At 64.0% G+C, this 14,344-nt stretch carries 14 protein-coding genes; 10 read left to right on the top strand and 4 right to left on the bottom strand.

Annotated elements, in window-relative coordinates; translation table 11 throughout:
- Positions 1-199: 199 nt before the first annotated feature.
- A complete protein-coding gene (locus ABLE86_RS17515) occupies positions 200-1,297 on the bottom strand; it encodes a choloylglycine hydrolase family protein (protein ID WP_348780258.1) in 1,098 nt (365 codons plus the stop codon).
- A gap of 295 nt (positions 1,298-1,592) precedes the next feature.
- On the opposite strand from ABLE86_RS17515, the gene ABLE86_RS17510 reads away from it, so the two are divergent.
- A complete protein-coding gene (locus ABLE86_RS17510) occupies positions 1,593-3,071 on the top strand; it encodes an amino acid permease (RefSeq protein WP_348780435.1) in 1,479 nt (492 codons plus the stop codon).
- Positions 3,072-3,082: 11 nt separating this feature from the next.
- On the opposite strand, the gene ABLE86_RS17505 is transcribed toward ABLE86_RS17510, so the two are convergent.
- Together ABLE86_RS17505 and ABLE86_RS17500 are read right to left on the bottom strand one after the other, a co-directional pair.
- Positions 3,083-4,117 (bottom strand): hypothetical protein, encoded by a 1,035-nt coding sequence (locus ABLE86_RS17505; protein ID WP_348780257.1) that lies wholly within the window; start codon positions 4,115-4,117, stop codon positions 3,083-3,085.
- Between the two features lie 799 nt (positions 4,118-4,916).
- Positions 4,917-5,897: an NAD(P)H-quinone oxidoreductase gene (locus ABLE86_RS17500; RefSeq protein WP_348780434.1), complete on the bottom strand. Its 981-nt coding sequence runs from the start codon at positions 5,895-5,897 to the stop codon at positions 4,917-4,919.
- Between the two features lie 148 nt (positions 5,898-6,045).
- Between ABLE86_RS17500 and ABLE86_RS17495 the strand changes: the two genes are divergently transcribed.
- From ABLE86_RS17495 to ABLE86_RS17485, 3 genes are all read left to right on the top strand, one after another.
- Positions 6,046-6,240, top strand: coding sequence for a DUF1192 domain-containing protein (locus tag ABLE86_RS17495; RefSeq protein ID WP_348780256.1), 195 nt, complete (start codon positions 6,046-6,048; stop codon positions 6,238-6,240).
- Between the two features lie 95 nt (positions 6,241-6,335).
- On the top strand, positions 6,336-7,583 hold the full coding sequence (locus tag ABLE86_RS17490) for an MFS transporter (protein ID WP_348780255.1): 1,248 nt from the start codon (positions 6,336-6,338) through the stop codon (positions 7,581-7,583).
- A gap of 91 nt (positions 7,584-7,674) precedes the next feature.
- Entirely contained in the window at positions 7,675-8,127 is a 453-nt protein-coding gene (locus ABLE86_RS17485) for a hypothetical protein (protein WP_348780254.1), read from the top strand.
- Here the strand turns inward: ABLE86_RS17485 and ABLE86_RS17480 are convergent.
- Positions 8,102-8,866: an NnrS family protein gene (locus tag ABLE86_RS17480; protein ID WP_348780253.1), complete on the bottom strand. Its 765-nt coding sequence runs from the start codon at positions 8,864-8,866 to the stop codon at positions 8,102-8,104. The genes ABLE86_RS17485 and ABLE86_RS17480 overlap by 26 nt on opposite strands.
- Before the next feature lie 606 nt (positions 8,867-9,472).
- Between ABLE86_RS17480 and ABLE86_RS17475 the strand changes: the two genes are divergently transcribed.
- The 6 genes from ABLE86_RS17475 (at position 9,473) to ABLE86_RS17450 (ending at position 13,908) form a co-directional block, all read left to right on the top strand.
- A complete protein-coding gene (locus tag ABLE86_RS17475) occupies positions 9,473-11,113 on the top strand; it encodes a sodium:solute symporter family protein (RefSeq protein WP_348780252.1) in 1,641 nt (546 codons plus the stop codon).
- Positions 11,114-11,130: 17 nt separating this feature from the next.
- Positions 11,131-11,262 carry a putative transporter small subunit gene (locus tag ABLE86_RS17470; protein ID WP_348780251.1) on the top strand — a complete coding sequence of 44 codons (132 nt, stop codon included), beginning with the start codon at positions 11,131-11,133 and terminating at the stop codon, positions 11,260-11,262.
- Positions 11,263-11,312: 50 nt separating this feature from the next.
- The gene (locus ABLE86_RS17465; RefSeq protein ID WP_348780250.1) at positions 11,313-11,504 is read left to right on the top strand and encodes a hypothetical protein; all 192 of its coding nucleotides are present in this window, start codon (positions 11,313-11,315) and stop codon (positions 11,502-11,504) included.
- Between the two features lie 139 nt (positions 11,505-11,643).
- Positions 11,644-12,213 carry a hypothetical protein gene (locus tag ABLE86_RS17460; RefSeq protein ID WP_348780249.1) on the top strand — a complete coding sequence of 190 codons (570 nt, stop codon included), beginning with the start codon at positions 11,644-11,646 and terminating at the stop codon, positions 12,211-12,213.
- A gap of 235 nt (positions 12,214-12,448) precedes the next feature.
- Positions 12,449-13,765, top strand: a complete 1,317-nt coding sequence (locus ABLE86_RS17455; protein ID WP_348780248.1) for an MFS transporter — start codon at positions 12,449-12,451, stop codon at positions 13,763-13,765.
- Positions 13,762-13,908: a hypothetical protein gene (locus ABLE86_RS17450; protein WP_348780247.1), complete on the top strand. Its 147-nt coding sequence runs from the start codon at positions 13,762-13,764 to the stop codon at positions 13,906-13,908. Before ABLE86_RS17455 ends, ABLE86_RS17450 begins: the two co-directional genes overlap by 4 nt.
- The last annotated feature ends 436 nt before the right edge of the window (positions 13,909-14,344 follow it).

Raw genomic sequence — 14,344 nt, 5'->3', positions numbered from 1 at the left:
CCCTGGAGCAAGAAAACTTCACGAGATTCCCATGATCGGGAAACCGCCGCCGGCCTCCGTCCCCGACAAAAAACGCCGAGGAATGGCAAGTCGAACGCTTGCCGCCCGCCCGCGCGCACCGCACCCCACCGGTGAAAACTGCGCGCAAACGGGCGTGTTGCGCGCGCTCCGCCCAATTCGACGCCGCCAGCACTTCCCGTTACTTCACCTGATCAGTCATATCCACGACCGGCTGCGCGCCCCTGGTGCTCAACAGCCGGATTTTCTTGCCCTCGGGATCGAATTTCGTCAGGTCGACCATGCGGATCGTCTGGTCGTCGTAGGTCTTGTAATAATAGCGCAGGCTCTGCGGATCGCGGGCGGTGGTAACCATCGTGTAGTCGGTGTGCATAACACCGCCATCCTCTTCCCGCGCCACGCCCACCGGAATGTCGAAATTGTTGAGGATGTGGAAGACCTGCTCGATGCCTTGCGCGGCATTGTCGGACGGGATGGCCGTGGCGCTGAACACGGCGGCGCGCACGAAGCGCGAAGGCGGCGTGAAGTCGCCGGGCAGGCCCAGCATGCCGCTGCCCTGCCCCAGCTGCTGGAAAACCTTCCCGTCGATGGTGATCGGCGGCACGTTGCGCGGATTGAGCGCGATGTAGTTGCGCAGATTGGTCATGTGCCAGTCGAATGCCGGCGAGTTGGTCATCACGCCCAGCGGGTTGTCGTGCACCACGAGCCGCCCGGCTATCGGCTCGATGACGATGCTGGCGCCGGTCCTGTCATAGACGACATAGTGGAACGGCGGCGGCTCCGGTCCCCACCCCTGCAGCACGGTGGGCGCGATGATGACAGCCTCGCTCTCCACCGCCTCGCGCGCCTCATCGACCGACCCGAACTGCGTCAAAAGCCAGTTGGTGAAATCGGCCGGGGATAGCGCCTTTTCCTGGTTGGCGGGCGTGACCGCCGTATAGCCGGCAAAGGTCGGGAAATAGAATGCCCCGACCGCCAGCCCAGCGTCGTTGAGCCCGTCCAGAAGCTTCAGGTCCTTGAACGCGATCGCCCCGACGGCCGCGTGCTTGGCCGAATATTTCAGTCCGTCGCCGCTCGGGGTCTGGCCGACGAAAGCATATCCGCGCGGAACCACGGCGATGGAGCTTTCGATGGTCGTGCCGAATTCGACCGTGCGTCCATGCACGATGGACCCGTCCTTCGTTTTCAGCATGATCCCGGTACAGGCGGCGGCCGGCGGGATGATTGCGGCTGCGGCTACCGCGGCAAGAAGAACGGCCTTTCCGATCAGGGCATTCATGGCGCAAAACTCCGTGAGCAGCCCGCGCGAGCAGAATTGCGGGCCCGCAACTCTAGCGCGCATAGCGCCCCCGCATCATTGACCGCGATCAAAGCGTCATCGCCACAGCCGCCTGAACGCTGGAAGCGAACGGCACGCGCCGACGCCTACACGACTTCGCGATTTTCGCAGCCGGCCGGAACCCGCGCCCGCCATGGCGAATTGTCGGACCGAAATCCGCAATTCGTGGCGCGGCCGGCCAGGCGGCAGGAGCACTCGGCGCCCAGGAAATGAAGCCATGTCCCTGGCCGACTACATGCACCGCAAGCCCCTGGCCGAAATCGTCCGCGGCGCAAGGGGGCACAAGCTTGTGCCCAGCCTGGGAGCGTTCAGCATCACGGCGCTCGGCATCGGCTGCATCATCGGCGCCGGCATATTCGTGCTGACCGGAACCGCGGCGGCGCAGTTTGCGGGGCCGGGTGTCATGCTCTCCTTCGTCCTGGCCGGCATCGCCTGCAGCTTCGTCGGGCTGTGTTATGCCGAGCTTGCGGCGCTGATCCCGGTTTCGGGCAGCACCTACACCTACACCTATGTCACGCTCGGCGAACTCGTGGCCTGGATCATCGGCTGGGACCTCATCCTCGAATACGCCATGGGCGCGGCAACCGTTTCCGTCGGCTGGTCGGGCTACGTCGTCAGCCTGCTGAAGAACTTCGGCATCGCCTTTCCGCCGGCCTTCGCGGCGGCGCCGGGAACGGTGGCCGACAAGCTTGCCGACGGCACGGTGGTCCACGGCATCGTCAACCTGCCGGCGGCCTTCATCGTCGCCGTGCTGACCTACCTGCTCGTCATCGGCACATCCGAATCGGCGCGGCTCAACAACGTCATGGTCGCGGTGAAGCTCGCCGTGGTGCTGGCCTTCATCCTCATCGGCGCGGCCTATGTCTCGCCGGCCAACTGGCATCCGCTGATCCCCGAAAACACCGGCGAGTTCGGGCAGTTCGGCTGGAGCGGCATATTGCGCGGCGCGGCGGTGGTGTTCTTCGCCTTCATCGGCTTCGACGCGGTTTCCACCGCAGCCCAGGAAGCCAGGAACCCGCAGCGCGACATGCCCATCGGCATACTGGGCTCGCTTGCCATCTGCACCCTGCTCTACATCGCGGTTGCGGCGGTACTCACCGGCATCGTGCCCTATCAGGACCTCAACGTCGCCGACCCCATCGCAAGGGCCGTCGACGTCATCGGGCTTACCTGGTTCTCGGTGCTGATCAAGGTCGGCGCGATCGCCGGCCTGACCACGGTCATCCTGGTCCTGCTCTACGCCCAGAGCCGCATATTCTTCACCATCGCCCACGACGGCCTGCTACCGCCAATATTCACGGAGATCCACCCCGTCCGCAGAACGCCATGGAAGAGCCAGATCGTGATCGGCACGGTGGTCGCCATCATCGCCGCGCTTACCCCGATCGGCATCCTGGGCGAGATGGTCAGCATCGGCACGCTGTTTGCCTTCGTGCTGGTGTGCGGCGCGGTACTCTATCTACGCAGGAGCGACGCCACCGCCGCGCGGCCGTTCCGCGCCCCCGGCGTTCCGGTGGTGCCCATACTGGGCATATTGTTCTGCCTGCTGCTGATGGCCGGCCTGCCGCTCGACACCTGGCTGCGGCTGATCGTGTGGCTGGCCATCGGCCTGGCAGTCTATTTCCTCTACGGCCACAAGCACTCGGTGCTGATGAGGCGGCGCTCGGCGGCCGTGGGCCAGGAGCCGTCGGACGCCGCCGGCCCCGTGGGCTGAGTTCTACAGTCTTACGGCGCCGCCCAGTAGTTCAGCACCGCCGACGATGCCGCGCCACCCACCACGCAGGGAATGCCGAGCGCCACCTGGCCGGTTGCCGCGGCCGCGATGCACCCTATCGAAAGCGCGCCCTGCCCCAGCTTGCCCCACCATGCCACGTCGCGCTTGGAGCCGGGGCCCATCCGCTTGAGGTCCTCGAGCCGGTCCATCGCGGTCTTGCGCAGCGACGAGATCTCGACGGTCTCGGCGGCTTCGATCGTTTCTGCAAGCTGCTTCGCCGTCTCCCTGTCGGTCTGCTGCCCATGCAGCTTCTTCAGCTGCTGCAGCAGCTTCTGGTCGCGCGAGGCGTTCATGGCCAAGGTGAACTTGGCCATGCTGCCGATCGTCAGCTTCTCGACATTGTCGCGCTCGACCGACCACGGCAGCATCCTGATCATGCGCTGGAGCGGAGCGGCGCTGCGGGCGGCGTAATAATAGCCCCAGTAGACGTCCAGCATCTCCGGGCGCTGCTCCAGCGGAATCTCCCTGTCCTCCTTCTTCCGGGCAAACCATTTGGCCGGGTTGGCACGGTCCTTCCACGTGGTCTTCTCTTCGGCCACGGGCGTGTCCGGGGTCGGCAGCTTGCCCTCCAGGTAGCGCTGCGCCATCAGCTTGCGCGTCGGTATCTTCGGCGCCGACCGCGTCATCAGCCCACGCCAGTCGGGGTGGCCGGAATAGGCGATGGCGCGCACGATGGCCCAATGATCGGCCGTGCGCAGCACCAGCAGCTTCTTGACGGTGTCATCGGCGCTTTTCGGCTTCGAGCCGATCATGCCGGCCATGAAGCCGACATACATGCCCGCCGCTTCCGGATCGTTCAGCAGGCCGATTTCGCTCGCCGCCTTCATCACCGATGGCGCCCGGGCAAGGTCGCGGCTCGGATTATAGGCGTTCATCCAGGCCAGCACATCCTGCTTGGTAGGTTGCGGCCGCGGTGCCGCCAGGGCCATATCCGAAGCCGTCACCGCGGCAATCAATGCAACCAGTGCAACGAAAAAAGCTCGCATATTCCAGATCGCGCATCCCGCGCGCCCATTTCTTGATTGTCGTAGGGTGTCCATCACCGCGGTGGACTCAACAGGCATGTGGGACCGTTTCAGGACCCACTCGCGACCATTTTGCGGCGGAAGTGCCCAGAAAACGGCGCATTTCGGCCGGCCGGCGCCAACTTCATCCGGCCGTCTCGACCAGCTTCGCCCGCGCGGCTGCGCGTTCAGGTGGATGAAATCCGGCCGCGTCCGGCCGCAAGTCCTTGAACCGGTTGCGATCTACGAAATAGTTCCGCCTCCTTCATCCCCGCCTTTTGCGCAGCCGGCATAATGGCCGCATCGCCCTCGCGGGAACACGGGTCATGAACCGGATGCGCGTGGAGGGCGACGGCGTCCGGGCTGGTGGCGCTACGTGGCGTGCTGGGTGACGAGCCCCCAAGCCGGGCCTCGGCGGCGGCTGGCCACGCGAATGTGGAGGGTGAGGAATGGTCCGCGAAGCGGACGAAAAGCCAACGATTTGGCTTTTCGAATGACGAACGCCCGGAGCCATAGCGGAGGGCCGGTGCGGCGCAAGAGCGCTGGGTGGGCGCATGGCAAGCGTCAATCACTCAAGCGGCCTTGTACCCCCACCCCTAACCCCTCCCCACAGGGGGGAGGGGGACGATTTCGTCCGCGTCGTGGCCCCCAAAAACGGTGAAGGTTGGCGCCGAGCGGCCACGCAGCAAAGTTCCCCTCCCCCTTGTGGGGAGGGGTTAGGGGTGGAGGTACGTGCGGGGCAGGATGCCGGCAACGACATGCGCCTTACGCCGGCATGCCCCTACGCCACGTCGAGCACGATCTTGCCGATATGCTGGCCTTCCTCCATGCGCTCATGGGCGCGCCACGCCTCGCGCAGCGGGAAGATCATATCCATCACCGGCGAGATGCGGCGGCTGGAAAGCAGGGGCCACACATGCGCCTCCAGCCCCGCCGCAATGTCGGCCTTGACCTCCACCGGGCGCGGCCTGAGCGTGGAACCGGTGTGAACCAGCCGCTTCACCATCAACCTGGAAAAGTCGGTGCTGGCCACCGCCCCGCCCATCGTGGCGATCTGCACGATGCGGCCCTCCACGGCAGCTGCTTCGTAATTGCGGGCGACATAGTCGCCGCCGACCATGTCGAGGATGACATTGGCGCCGCGCCCTTCGGTCGCCTGCTTGACCGCAGCCACGAAATCCTCGGTGCGGTAGTTGATTGCGCGGTCCGCCCCCAGCCGCAGGCAGGCTTCGCATTTCTCCGCGCTGCCGGCGGTGGTGATGACATAGGCGCCGAATGCAGCGGCAAGCTGGATCGCCGTGGTGCCGATGCCCGAGGAGCCGCCATGCACCAGAAACGCCTCGCCGCCCTTCAGCCCGCCGCGCTGGAACACGTTGTGCCACACGGTGAAGAAGGTTTCGGGCAGGGCTGCCGCCTCGGTGTAGGTGAAGCCGGCGGGGATCGGCAGCGCATTGGTCTCGTGCACCCTGGCATATTCGGCATAGCCGCCGCCTGGGGTCAGCGCGCAGACCTGGTCGCCGACGCGCCAACGCTTGACCTCGGCGCCAAGTGCGGCGACCTCGCCCGATACTTCCAGCCCCGGCAGGTCGGAAGCGCCTGGCGGCGGTGGATAGACGCCCTTGCGTTGTGCCACGTCCGGCCGGTTGACGCCGGCGGCCTTGACCCGGATGAGGATTTCGCCGGGGCCGGGAAGCGGCACGTCGCGCCGCTCGGGCTTCAGCACCATCGGGCCGCCGGGGGTGGTGATCGCCACCGCCATCATCTTCTCGGGCAACGTCACGCCGCTGGTCATCGCTCGCCTTCCTTTCTTCGGCCGCCTGTCGGGCGTCCGGAATTTGCATCTTGTGCCCCCCCTTATGTAGGCTGGCGCCTCGACTGGCAAACCGGCAGGAAGCACTGGCGAGGCGACAATGGCGATCTTCGACGACGAACCCAGGAAACCCACAGCTCAGCATGTCGTCGGGCAGGACCTTTCGCTGCTCTCGGTCGGCGACCTTGCCGAGCGAATCGCCCAGCTCAAGGCGGAGCTCGCGCGGCTGGAGGCAGAGCTGAAGTCCAGGGATGCCACCAAGAACGCCGCCGAGGCCTTGTTCAAGCGCGGTTAATTGGCCGAACATGTCGCAGGCGCGCCGCCGAAAAGTCGGAATGTCGGTATCTTCAAGGGATACCCCTCCTCAATTCCGATTCGCCGGACAGACGCATGCTTGCAGCCTATAAACCGATCTTCTCGCTCCTGCGTGGCACCGCCTTCCTGCTGGCGGCTTCGGGCCTGCACGGCCTGCTGCTGCCCCTGCGTGGCCAGGAAGAAGGCTTTTCCACCGCGGCTCTCGGCCTGATGGGCACCGCCTGGGCCGGCGGATTCGTGGCCGGCTGCTACTTCGCCCCACGCCTGGTGCGCCGGGCGGGCCATGTCCGCACCTTCGGCACCTTCGCCGCCTCGGCAGCGATCATCGCGCTGCTCACCGGGTTGTGGATCGACGAGTGGGTGTGGATCGTGCTGCGCGCCTTCACCGGCTTTGCCATGGCCGGCGCCTTCATGGTCATCGAAAGCTGGCTCAACGAGCGCGCCACCAACGAGAACCGCGGCACGGTGTTCGGCCTCTACATGATGGTCACCTATGCCTCGATCATGGCCGGCCAGATGATGGTGGCGGCGGGCGACGTGAGCAACGATTCACTATTCATGGTCGCCGGCATCTTCTTCTGCCTCTCGCTCATCCCCACGGCGGTGTCCAGCGCCGCCCATCCCAAGCCGCTGCAAGACGTGTCGCTGGACCTGAAGGGGCTTTACGCCAACTCGCCGGTCTCCTTCGTCGCCTGCCTGCTGATCGGCGTGGCAAACGGCGCCTGGGGCACGCTGGGTGCGGTCTATGGCGCACGGATCGGCATCTCGACCGCCCAGATCGCTCTGATGATGAGCCTGGTGGTGGTGGCGGGTGCTGCCATGCAGATGCCGATGGGCCGCATCTCCGACAGGACCGACCGTCGCTACGTCCTTGCCGCCGCCGCTTTCGGCTCTGCTGCGGTCGGCGTGCTGATCTTCCTGGCCGCCCCCCGCAGTGGCGTCATGGTCATCGCGATGACCGCCGCCTATGGCGCGCTCGCTTATACGCTCTATTCGCTGGCCGTCGCGCATGCCAACGACCACGCCCGCCCGGAAGATTTCGTCAAGGTTTCGGGCGGCTTGCTGCTGCTCTACGGCTTCGGCACGATGATCGGCCCGGTCATCGGCGCCGGCCTGATGGGCTCGATGAGCCCGGAAAGCCTGTTCCTGTCCACCGCCCTCGCGCACTTCATGCTGGCCGGCTACACGCTGCTGCGCATCAGCCGCCGCGCGCCGGTGCCGGTGGAAGACCGCGAAGCGTTCAAGACCTTGCCCTCCGAGCGCGGCGTCACGCCCGAGGCGGTCCGCCTCGACCCGCGCACACCGGCCGAGCAGGAGGCCTGAGCCGGCAGGCAACATCATGCGATCCTATCCAGACCAGGGGAATCGCTTTAGAGCTTCCTCCCGTCAATGCACGGAGCGAGGAGGCTCTACTTTGAAGCGCATCGGTACTGTTTCCGTCTTTATTGCAACCGCACTGGTCAGTGCTTGCACGGCAGACAAACACCCTGAGCAGGAAAGCCGCGCGGTGCTGCCTGCGAAGACTGCCGACCCTGCAGCCGCGTCGGCACCTCCCAAGCTTGTCGAAACCTACACGACCCACATCAGCGAAAAGGACAAATTCGACAACAACGGCAAGCGGCTGACCAGCGCCAAGGAGATCGTTCTCCAGGATCGGAAGAACTTCTACGATTTCAACCTGCGCGACCCGAACGACCGTCCGGACAAATTCTTTAGCTCAAAGCCCAACCGATGGGGCGAGACTACCCCCGTCCACGACTGGCGGATGGGCAGCGGCGTCGAATACGAGGTCCAGAAAGGCAACCCGAACCTGAAGGTGCAGGTATACGACAACGGGCACATCAACGTGAAAATCGAAGGCGATTGAGCCGCGCGGTGCGGGCGGCAAGCAGGGCTCCCGCGACGATCTGCGCGATGCCTGTGACGATCGATTCCGGAACGGTTACCCAGAGGCTCATGGCGGCCGCCGTCGCCACGAGCGCCGCCTTGTCGAGGCGCCCGAACACAGCCGGCAAGCGGGCGTCGCCGTTTTTGACCAGCCAGTTGCGCGTGAAGCTGGGGACGATGCGCCCGCCGATCAGCGCGATCAGCATGGCAACGACAGCAAGCGCGAGCCGCGGGCCAAGGCCCGAAGGGGTCAGTCCGAGGTTCGCTGTGTGATGCAGCGCGTTTGCCGCGCCGAAAAGCGTGATCATCGCCGCGACCGGCAGGTTTTTCCAGTTCCGTCCGGCAATGATTTCTCGCCACAGGGCCAAGGCCAGAACTGCCGGAAACGCGAGGTCGACCGCCATCGCGAGCGACGGAACGGGCAGGAACGCGCAGGCGGCCCGGCCGGCCAGCCATAGCCCGACCAGCCCGACAAGCGGCCAGCCACTGAGTGGAAGGCGCCCCGTCCAGTTCGGAACCGCGGTCAGAACAAAGCCGGTGATCACAGCCGCGAGATAGCCGAACAGCATCTCGTGGACATGCCAGTCGAGGCTTGGAAATGGCCCCGGAAGAGACCCGCCCGCCGCATAAATCCAGAGCCAGGCCGGAATTGCCAACCCCGCATAGAGCGCGGCCAGGAAGAAGAACGGCCGGAAGCCGTATTGCAGGATCGGCGGCATCGACGCGATGCGGCCGCGGCCGTCTCGCTCCGTCTCGCCGGACTTGCGAAGGCTGCGCAGCATCGAGCGGTCGTGCCCTGAGGGGTGTTGATAGGCGGCCATCAGCTGTTTCCCATCCCTGCCTCGCCCAGTTCACGCCTCAGGCGCTCGACGACGGCTACACCGGAATCCAGCCGAACCTTGCATTTGGCTGAGTTGGACACGGGATTGCGCATGGGGGCTCTCTTTCTGAACACAGATGTGGATCGATCAGCGCCGTCGTCCAGCCTTCTTTCTTCTCGCACAAAGAGCCGCGTTCCTGATCTGCACCAAGTCGTATCCTCGCAGATTTCTGTCTATCGCTCGGTCAATGAGTGCGCGATCCCGCACGCGTTTTCAGACACCCAGACTTGCATATTGCGCCAAGTCGGATAGAAATCCCCGGCTGCCTTCGCAGCACTCATCGGCGACGCGCGCTTCTTGCGCATGTAATCCGGCCTGATTCCGGATCGCCTGTCTCGGCACTTGGTTGCCGCTTATTGGCCGCGCGGACATGTCCTTCCTGCACTCGCTGCAGGACGGGTCTGCATTTTCTTCGAGCCGCGCGACGAAAGCGTGAAAATAGGAATGATGCAACTTCAACAACTAGGAACCCCTCTCACTCTTCTGCTTTTATTTCTCTTCTTCGGACTAACCTTCATCATCTCCCTGTCCATCGGTCAGAAGCGGGAAAACGCCGACAGCTACATGACTGCCGGCAACCGGGTCGGCTTCGGCGTCTCCGCCGCCTCGATGACGGCAACCTGGATCTGGGCCTCCTCTCTCTATGCCTCCGCCACCTCCGGCTACACCTATGGAGTTTCGGGCCCGATCCATTACGGGCTTTGGGGCGCGCTGATGATCCTGTTCATCTATCCGTTCGGAAGGCGCATCCGCTCGCTTGCGCCCGAAGCGCACACGCTGGCGGAGATCCTGCATGCGCGGCACGGCCGGTCGAGCCAGCTGATCCTCGCCGGCTCCAATGTCGTCGGCAGCGTCATCAGCCTGACCTCGAACTTCATCGCCGGCGGCGCACTGATCGCGATGCTCTCCCCACTCTCCTTTTCGACTGGCATCCTGATCGTAGCGGCAGGTGTTCTGCTCTACACGCTCTGGTCCGGTCTGCGAGCCTCGATCCTGACCGACTTCATCCAGGTCTGCGGGATGCTCGGTGCAGTCATCGTGATCGTGCCCGCGATCTTCTTCAGCACTGGCGGCCCTTCGCTCTTCGAGGCCGGCGTTCACAATTTGACGGCCGAGCAACAGAACTTCTTTTCCTCGGAAGCCTTCTTCAACCAGGGCGCGCCCTATATCTGCGCGGTTCTGGCCTACGCGATCGGCAACCAAACCATCGCCCAGCGCCTGTTCGCGGTGCGCGAGGACATGATCAAGCCGACCTTCGTCACGGCAACGATCGGCTATGGCGCAACGGTGATCGGCGTCGGGATGCTCGGCGTTCTGGCGCTCTATCTCGGCATCGAGCCGCTCGACGGCGACACGAACAATCTCGTGCCGCAGTTGGCCGCGAGCTATCTCGGTATCGGGATGCTGTGCGTGTTCTTTCTGCTGATCATCGGCTCGCTGGCCTCCACGGCGGATTCCGACCTGTCGGCTCTGTCGTCGATCGCGATGGCGGATATCTACGGACGCAACATCGCCAATGGTGATGCCAACCCGCAGCTGATGCTGCTGATCGGACGCCTGACGATGATCGTGGCGACCGGCGCAGCGCTTTATTTCGCCAGCAGCCGTTTCAATATCCTCGAACTGCTGGTGCTGGTCGGCGCCATCTGGGGAGCACTGGTGTTCCCGGTGATTGCCAGCTTCTACTGGAACAGGGTGACCAACACGGCGTTCACGGTCTCGGTGCTTGCCGCACTGGTTGTGTTCTTCCCCGTCCGGTTCGGCCTGATCGAGCTCTCCGGAGGCATCGCCGTCATCTCGGATATCATCGCTTCGGTCGGTGTCGGCGTGATCATGGGCCTGATGGCGTTCGGCTTTTTTGGCATTCGTGTCGGCCTCTTCGCCGGTGCCGTCGCCTTCGTCGGCGTGCTGCCTTTCGCCGTCGGCTTCATGCACACCCATTCGGTGCTGACGGCCTCGCTGCTCGCCTATGCAGTCAGCGCCATCCTGTGCATCGCGCTCTCGCTCACAAGCTCCAGCCGTTTCGACTTCACGACGATCCGAAAGATGACGAGCCGTTTTGACGATGAGCAGGCTGTCGCCTGAATTGGAAAGGAAACCTCATGTCCACCTTCGCACTCACAGCCTATGTGCTGATGTGGCCGGTCCTTGTTGCCGGCGTCCTGTTTGTGTTGGCGTCGGCCTTCACGCGTGAATGGCGCGAAGCGCGCGCTGAGGGGCGCCCGCTCGTCTAGGACCATACATGCCGGGGCGCTCCAGCCCCGGCACGACGACACCTTGACGCGTGCACGTTTTGGCCCGCAAGGCTGGTGTCATTCCAGTCATTCCGCACAAGGCCAATGAGAAGGATAAGCCGGGCTTCTTCACCAATCCTGTCGAGCGGCCCGTGGATTCGATCAATATCATGATGCTCACCCTCACGCCGGCATTGGAGATGTTCCGAGGCCTGGCGGATGAGCGCGAGCAGTTTCAGTAATATCCTCGTGGAACTCCGCAGTCCTGTAACAAAAATATCTCCGGCTGACCTATGATGGTATTTAGTGCTCGTGCAGCATCTCGCCGCGCGATGTGCCTTAACCGGGCAACGATCTTCGTACTTGAACGGAGTATATTCGATGCCGACCCGCCGCAGCCTCCTTCTGGCCTTACTCCTGCTACCGTGGCCCACCTTCGCGCAAGGCAGCGATGACGCCGCCGCGATGCGCCGCGACGAACTCTTCAGGCGGCTGCGCAACGCGATGACGGAGCGGGAAGGCCGGCTGGCCGAGGATGCGGTCTGGCGCATGTGGATGGAGATGGCGCCCAGCCTCGACATCGCCCGCGCCGTCGCTGACGCGATGGACGCGCGAGAGAGCTATGATTTCGACAAGGCGCTGGTGATCCTCGACCGCGTTGTCATGCAGGCGTCCGGCTACTCCGAGGGCTGGAATCAGCGCGCCTTCGTCCGTTTCCTGAAAGAGGATTTCGACGGCTCGCTGGAAGACATCGAGCGGGCGCTGGCGCTCGAGCCGAAGCACTTCGCTGCGCTCGCCGGCAAGGCGATGATCCTGATGCGCCAGGGCCGCATGGAACTCGGTCAGGAGGCGTTGCGTCAAGCGGTGGAAATCCACCCTTGGCTGCGCGAGCGTTCGATGTTGCTTCCAGTGCCAAGTGAGGCGACGCCCGGCCCGGGCCGAGATATCTGACGACCATATGGCCACGTCCTTTCGCGGGTCGCCTCGGTGTGGCACCCGTGCCTATGATCGTAGCCATCCTCATAGCGCTCGTGGCAGTCGCGCCTGGCCGCTGAATTTTCGTTGCGCAAGCCTCATCTCGGCTATGGTAAGCTGACGACGGAACCACGTTGCGCCGACGCATATGCCTTGACCTGTTTTCCGGCCCGCATTTTGCGACCGCCGGCTGTCAAACTTCGAGGCCTGCATGGAATATGCTGTCACCGATACCTATCGCGGCAATGATCGCCTGCTGTTCGGCATCATCCTGGGCGTTCTGGCCTTTTGGCTGTTTGCCCAGACGACGCTGAACATCGCGCCGGCGATGGCCGCCGATCTTCAACTGGAACAGTCCTTCATGAATATCGCCGTGTCGATCACGGCGCTGTTTTCGGGCATCTTCATTGTCGTCATTGGCGGTCTGGCCGACAGGGTCGGCCGCGTCAGGATATTGATGCTGGGCTTTGTTTTCTCGATCGTCGGCTCGCTGCTGGTCGGGCTGGCCCCGTCGGGGGCGATGGGCGGCACCTTCCTGATGCTGGGCCGGATCTTTCAGGGCCTGTCCGCCGCATTCATCATGCCGTCCTCGCTGGCGCTGGTGAAGGCCTATTGGGACGGCGCGGAACGCCAGCGTGCGATCTCGCTGTGGTCGATGGGGTCGTGGGGTGGCTCGGGCTTTGCGGCGCTGTTTGGCGGGCTGATGGCCGAGAACATCGGCTGGCGCTGGATCTTCATCATTGCCGCCGTCGTGTCGCTGGTCGGCATGCTGATGGCGCGCGGCACCCCGGAAAGCAAGGCGCCCCCGAAAGAGGGGTATAAATTCGACCTGCTTGGCGTGCTGACATTCATGGTCACCATGGTTGCGCTGCAGATTTTCGCGACACAGGGCGCAGAGTGGGGCTGGACCAGCCCTGCCTCGCTGGGGTTGCTGGCCGCAGCGGTGATCTTTGGCTTTTCCTTCTACAAGATCGAAAGCGGCAATCCCAACGCCTTTGTGCAGTTTCGCCTGTTCGGGAACCTGACCTATACCGGAGCCACGATCTCAAACCTGCTGCTGAACGCGACGGCGGGGATCATCATGGTTGCAATGCTGCTTCTGCAACAGGGCGGGGCGATGACGGCGCAAAAGGCCGGTCTGCTGACCATCGGCTACGCCGTAACCATCATGGCGTTCATCCGCGTCGGTGAAAAGCTGCTGCAACGCCTTGGCCCGCGCAAGCCGATGCTGTGGGGCAGCTATATCGTCGGCCTGTCGATCATCCTTTTGATGCCGACCAACCTGATGCTGGGCGCCTACACCGTGCTGGCCGTGATCTCTTTCTCGCTCGGCTTGGCCTGGCCTTCTATGCCACGCCCTCCACCGATGCGGCGCTGTCGAACCTGCCCGAGGACCAGGCGGGTGCCGGTGCCGGCATCTACAAGATGGCGTCGTCGCTGGGAGCGTCCTTCGGCGTCGCCATCTCCGCCACGATCTATACCGCCATTGCCGGCAATCCCGCGGGCGTACGCTGGATCGAGGGCGTGATCACCTTCGTCGGCAATCAGGAAAACCTGGCCTCGCGCGAGGCGGCATTCTTTGCGCTGCTGGCCAATCTGGTGATGGTGGCCGCGGCCGTTCTGTCCATCGTGATCACGGTGCCCAAGGGTAGATCCGTCCTACGCGACTGACCCGGACCCCATGCAGCCGTCGCGATGATCCCGTCGAGACGACGGGCCGCTCGCGGCTTTCGGCAGGAAGCACCGTCCTCCCGGGATTTTGCATCGGCATTATGTGTGTCAGCTCAGGCACATAGCGCCTTAGTTTGGTGACATTTGTCGTCTCCGAGGACGGTGGCGCCCGCGCCATTTCCAGAGTTCCCTAAGCCGCGCCCTCAATCGCTGATTTTGAGGGCCAGAGGAGGTCAATGATGTTTTCTCTCAGGTTCTGTTCATCCTGTGCAGGGCCACGTCCTCGAGCCGCAATTCGGTGCCCATGGTGCCGGCGCGACTACGATGTTGCGCGAAGCATGCCGGAGCATCTCTTCGAATCGCTACGCGGAGAGAAAAGGTCGACATCGATCGAGTGTGGCAACGTCGAATAGGCGCCTATGACGCACACCATCCC

The organism is Mesorhizobium sp. KR2-14, assembly GCF_040049255.1.
GTDB lineage: Bacteria > Pseudomonadota > Alphaproteobacteria > Rhizobiales > Rhizobiaceae > Pseudaminobacter.
The sequence above is the reverse complement of the archived record's forward strand: the minus strand, read 5'-3'. Positions and strand labels throughout refer to the sequence as shown.

Bases quoted from the DNA above. Each gene is read 5' to 3' on its own strand.
- ABLE86_RS17495 (WP_348780256.1), top strand. From the start codon at position 6,046: ATGGCGATCTTCGACGACGAACCCAGGAAACCCACAGCTCAGCATGTC.
- ABLE86_RS17475 (WP_348780252.1), top strand. From the start codon at position 9,473: ATGATGCAACTTCAACAACTAGGAACCCCTCTCACTCTTCTGCTTTTA.
- ABLE86_RS17490 (WP_348780255.1), top strand. From the start codon at position 6,336: ATGCTTGCAGCCTATAAACCGATCTTCTCGCTCCTGCGTGGCACCGCC.
- ABLE86_RS17505 (WP_348780257.1), bottom strand. From the start codon at position 4,117: ATGCGAGCTTTTTTCGTTGCACTGGTTGCATTGATTGCCGCGGTGACG.
- ABLE86_RS17470 (WP_348780251.1), top strand. From the start codon at position 11,131: ATGTCCACCTTCGCACTCACAGCCTATGTGCTGATGTGGCCGGTCCTT.
- ABLE86_RS17510 (WP_348780435.1), top strand. From the start codon at position 1,593: ATGCACCGCAAGCCCCTGGCCGAAATCGTCCGCGGCGCAAGGGGGCAC.
- ABLE86_RS17455 (WP_348780248.1), top strand. From the start codon at position 12,449: ATGGAATATGCTGTCACCGATACCTATCGCGGCAATGATCGCCTGCTG.
- ABLE86_RS17515 (WP_348780258.1), bottom strand. From the start codon at position 1,297: ATGAATGCCCTGATCGGAAAGGCCGTTCTTCTTGCCGCGGTAGCCGCA.
- ABLE86_RS17460 (WP_348780249.1), top strand. From the start codon at position 11,644: ATGCCGACCCGCCGCAGCCTCCTTCTGGCCTTACTCCTGCTACCGTGG.
- ABLE86_RS17500 (WP_348780434.1), bottom strand. From the start codon at position 5,897: ATGATGGCGGTGGCGATCACCACCCCCGGCGGCCCGATGGTGCTGAAG.
- ABLE86_RS17480 (WP_348780253.1), bottom strand. From the start codon at position 8,866: ATGCCGCCGATCCTGCAATACGGCTTCCGGCCGTTCTTCTTCCTGGCC.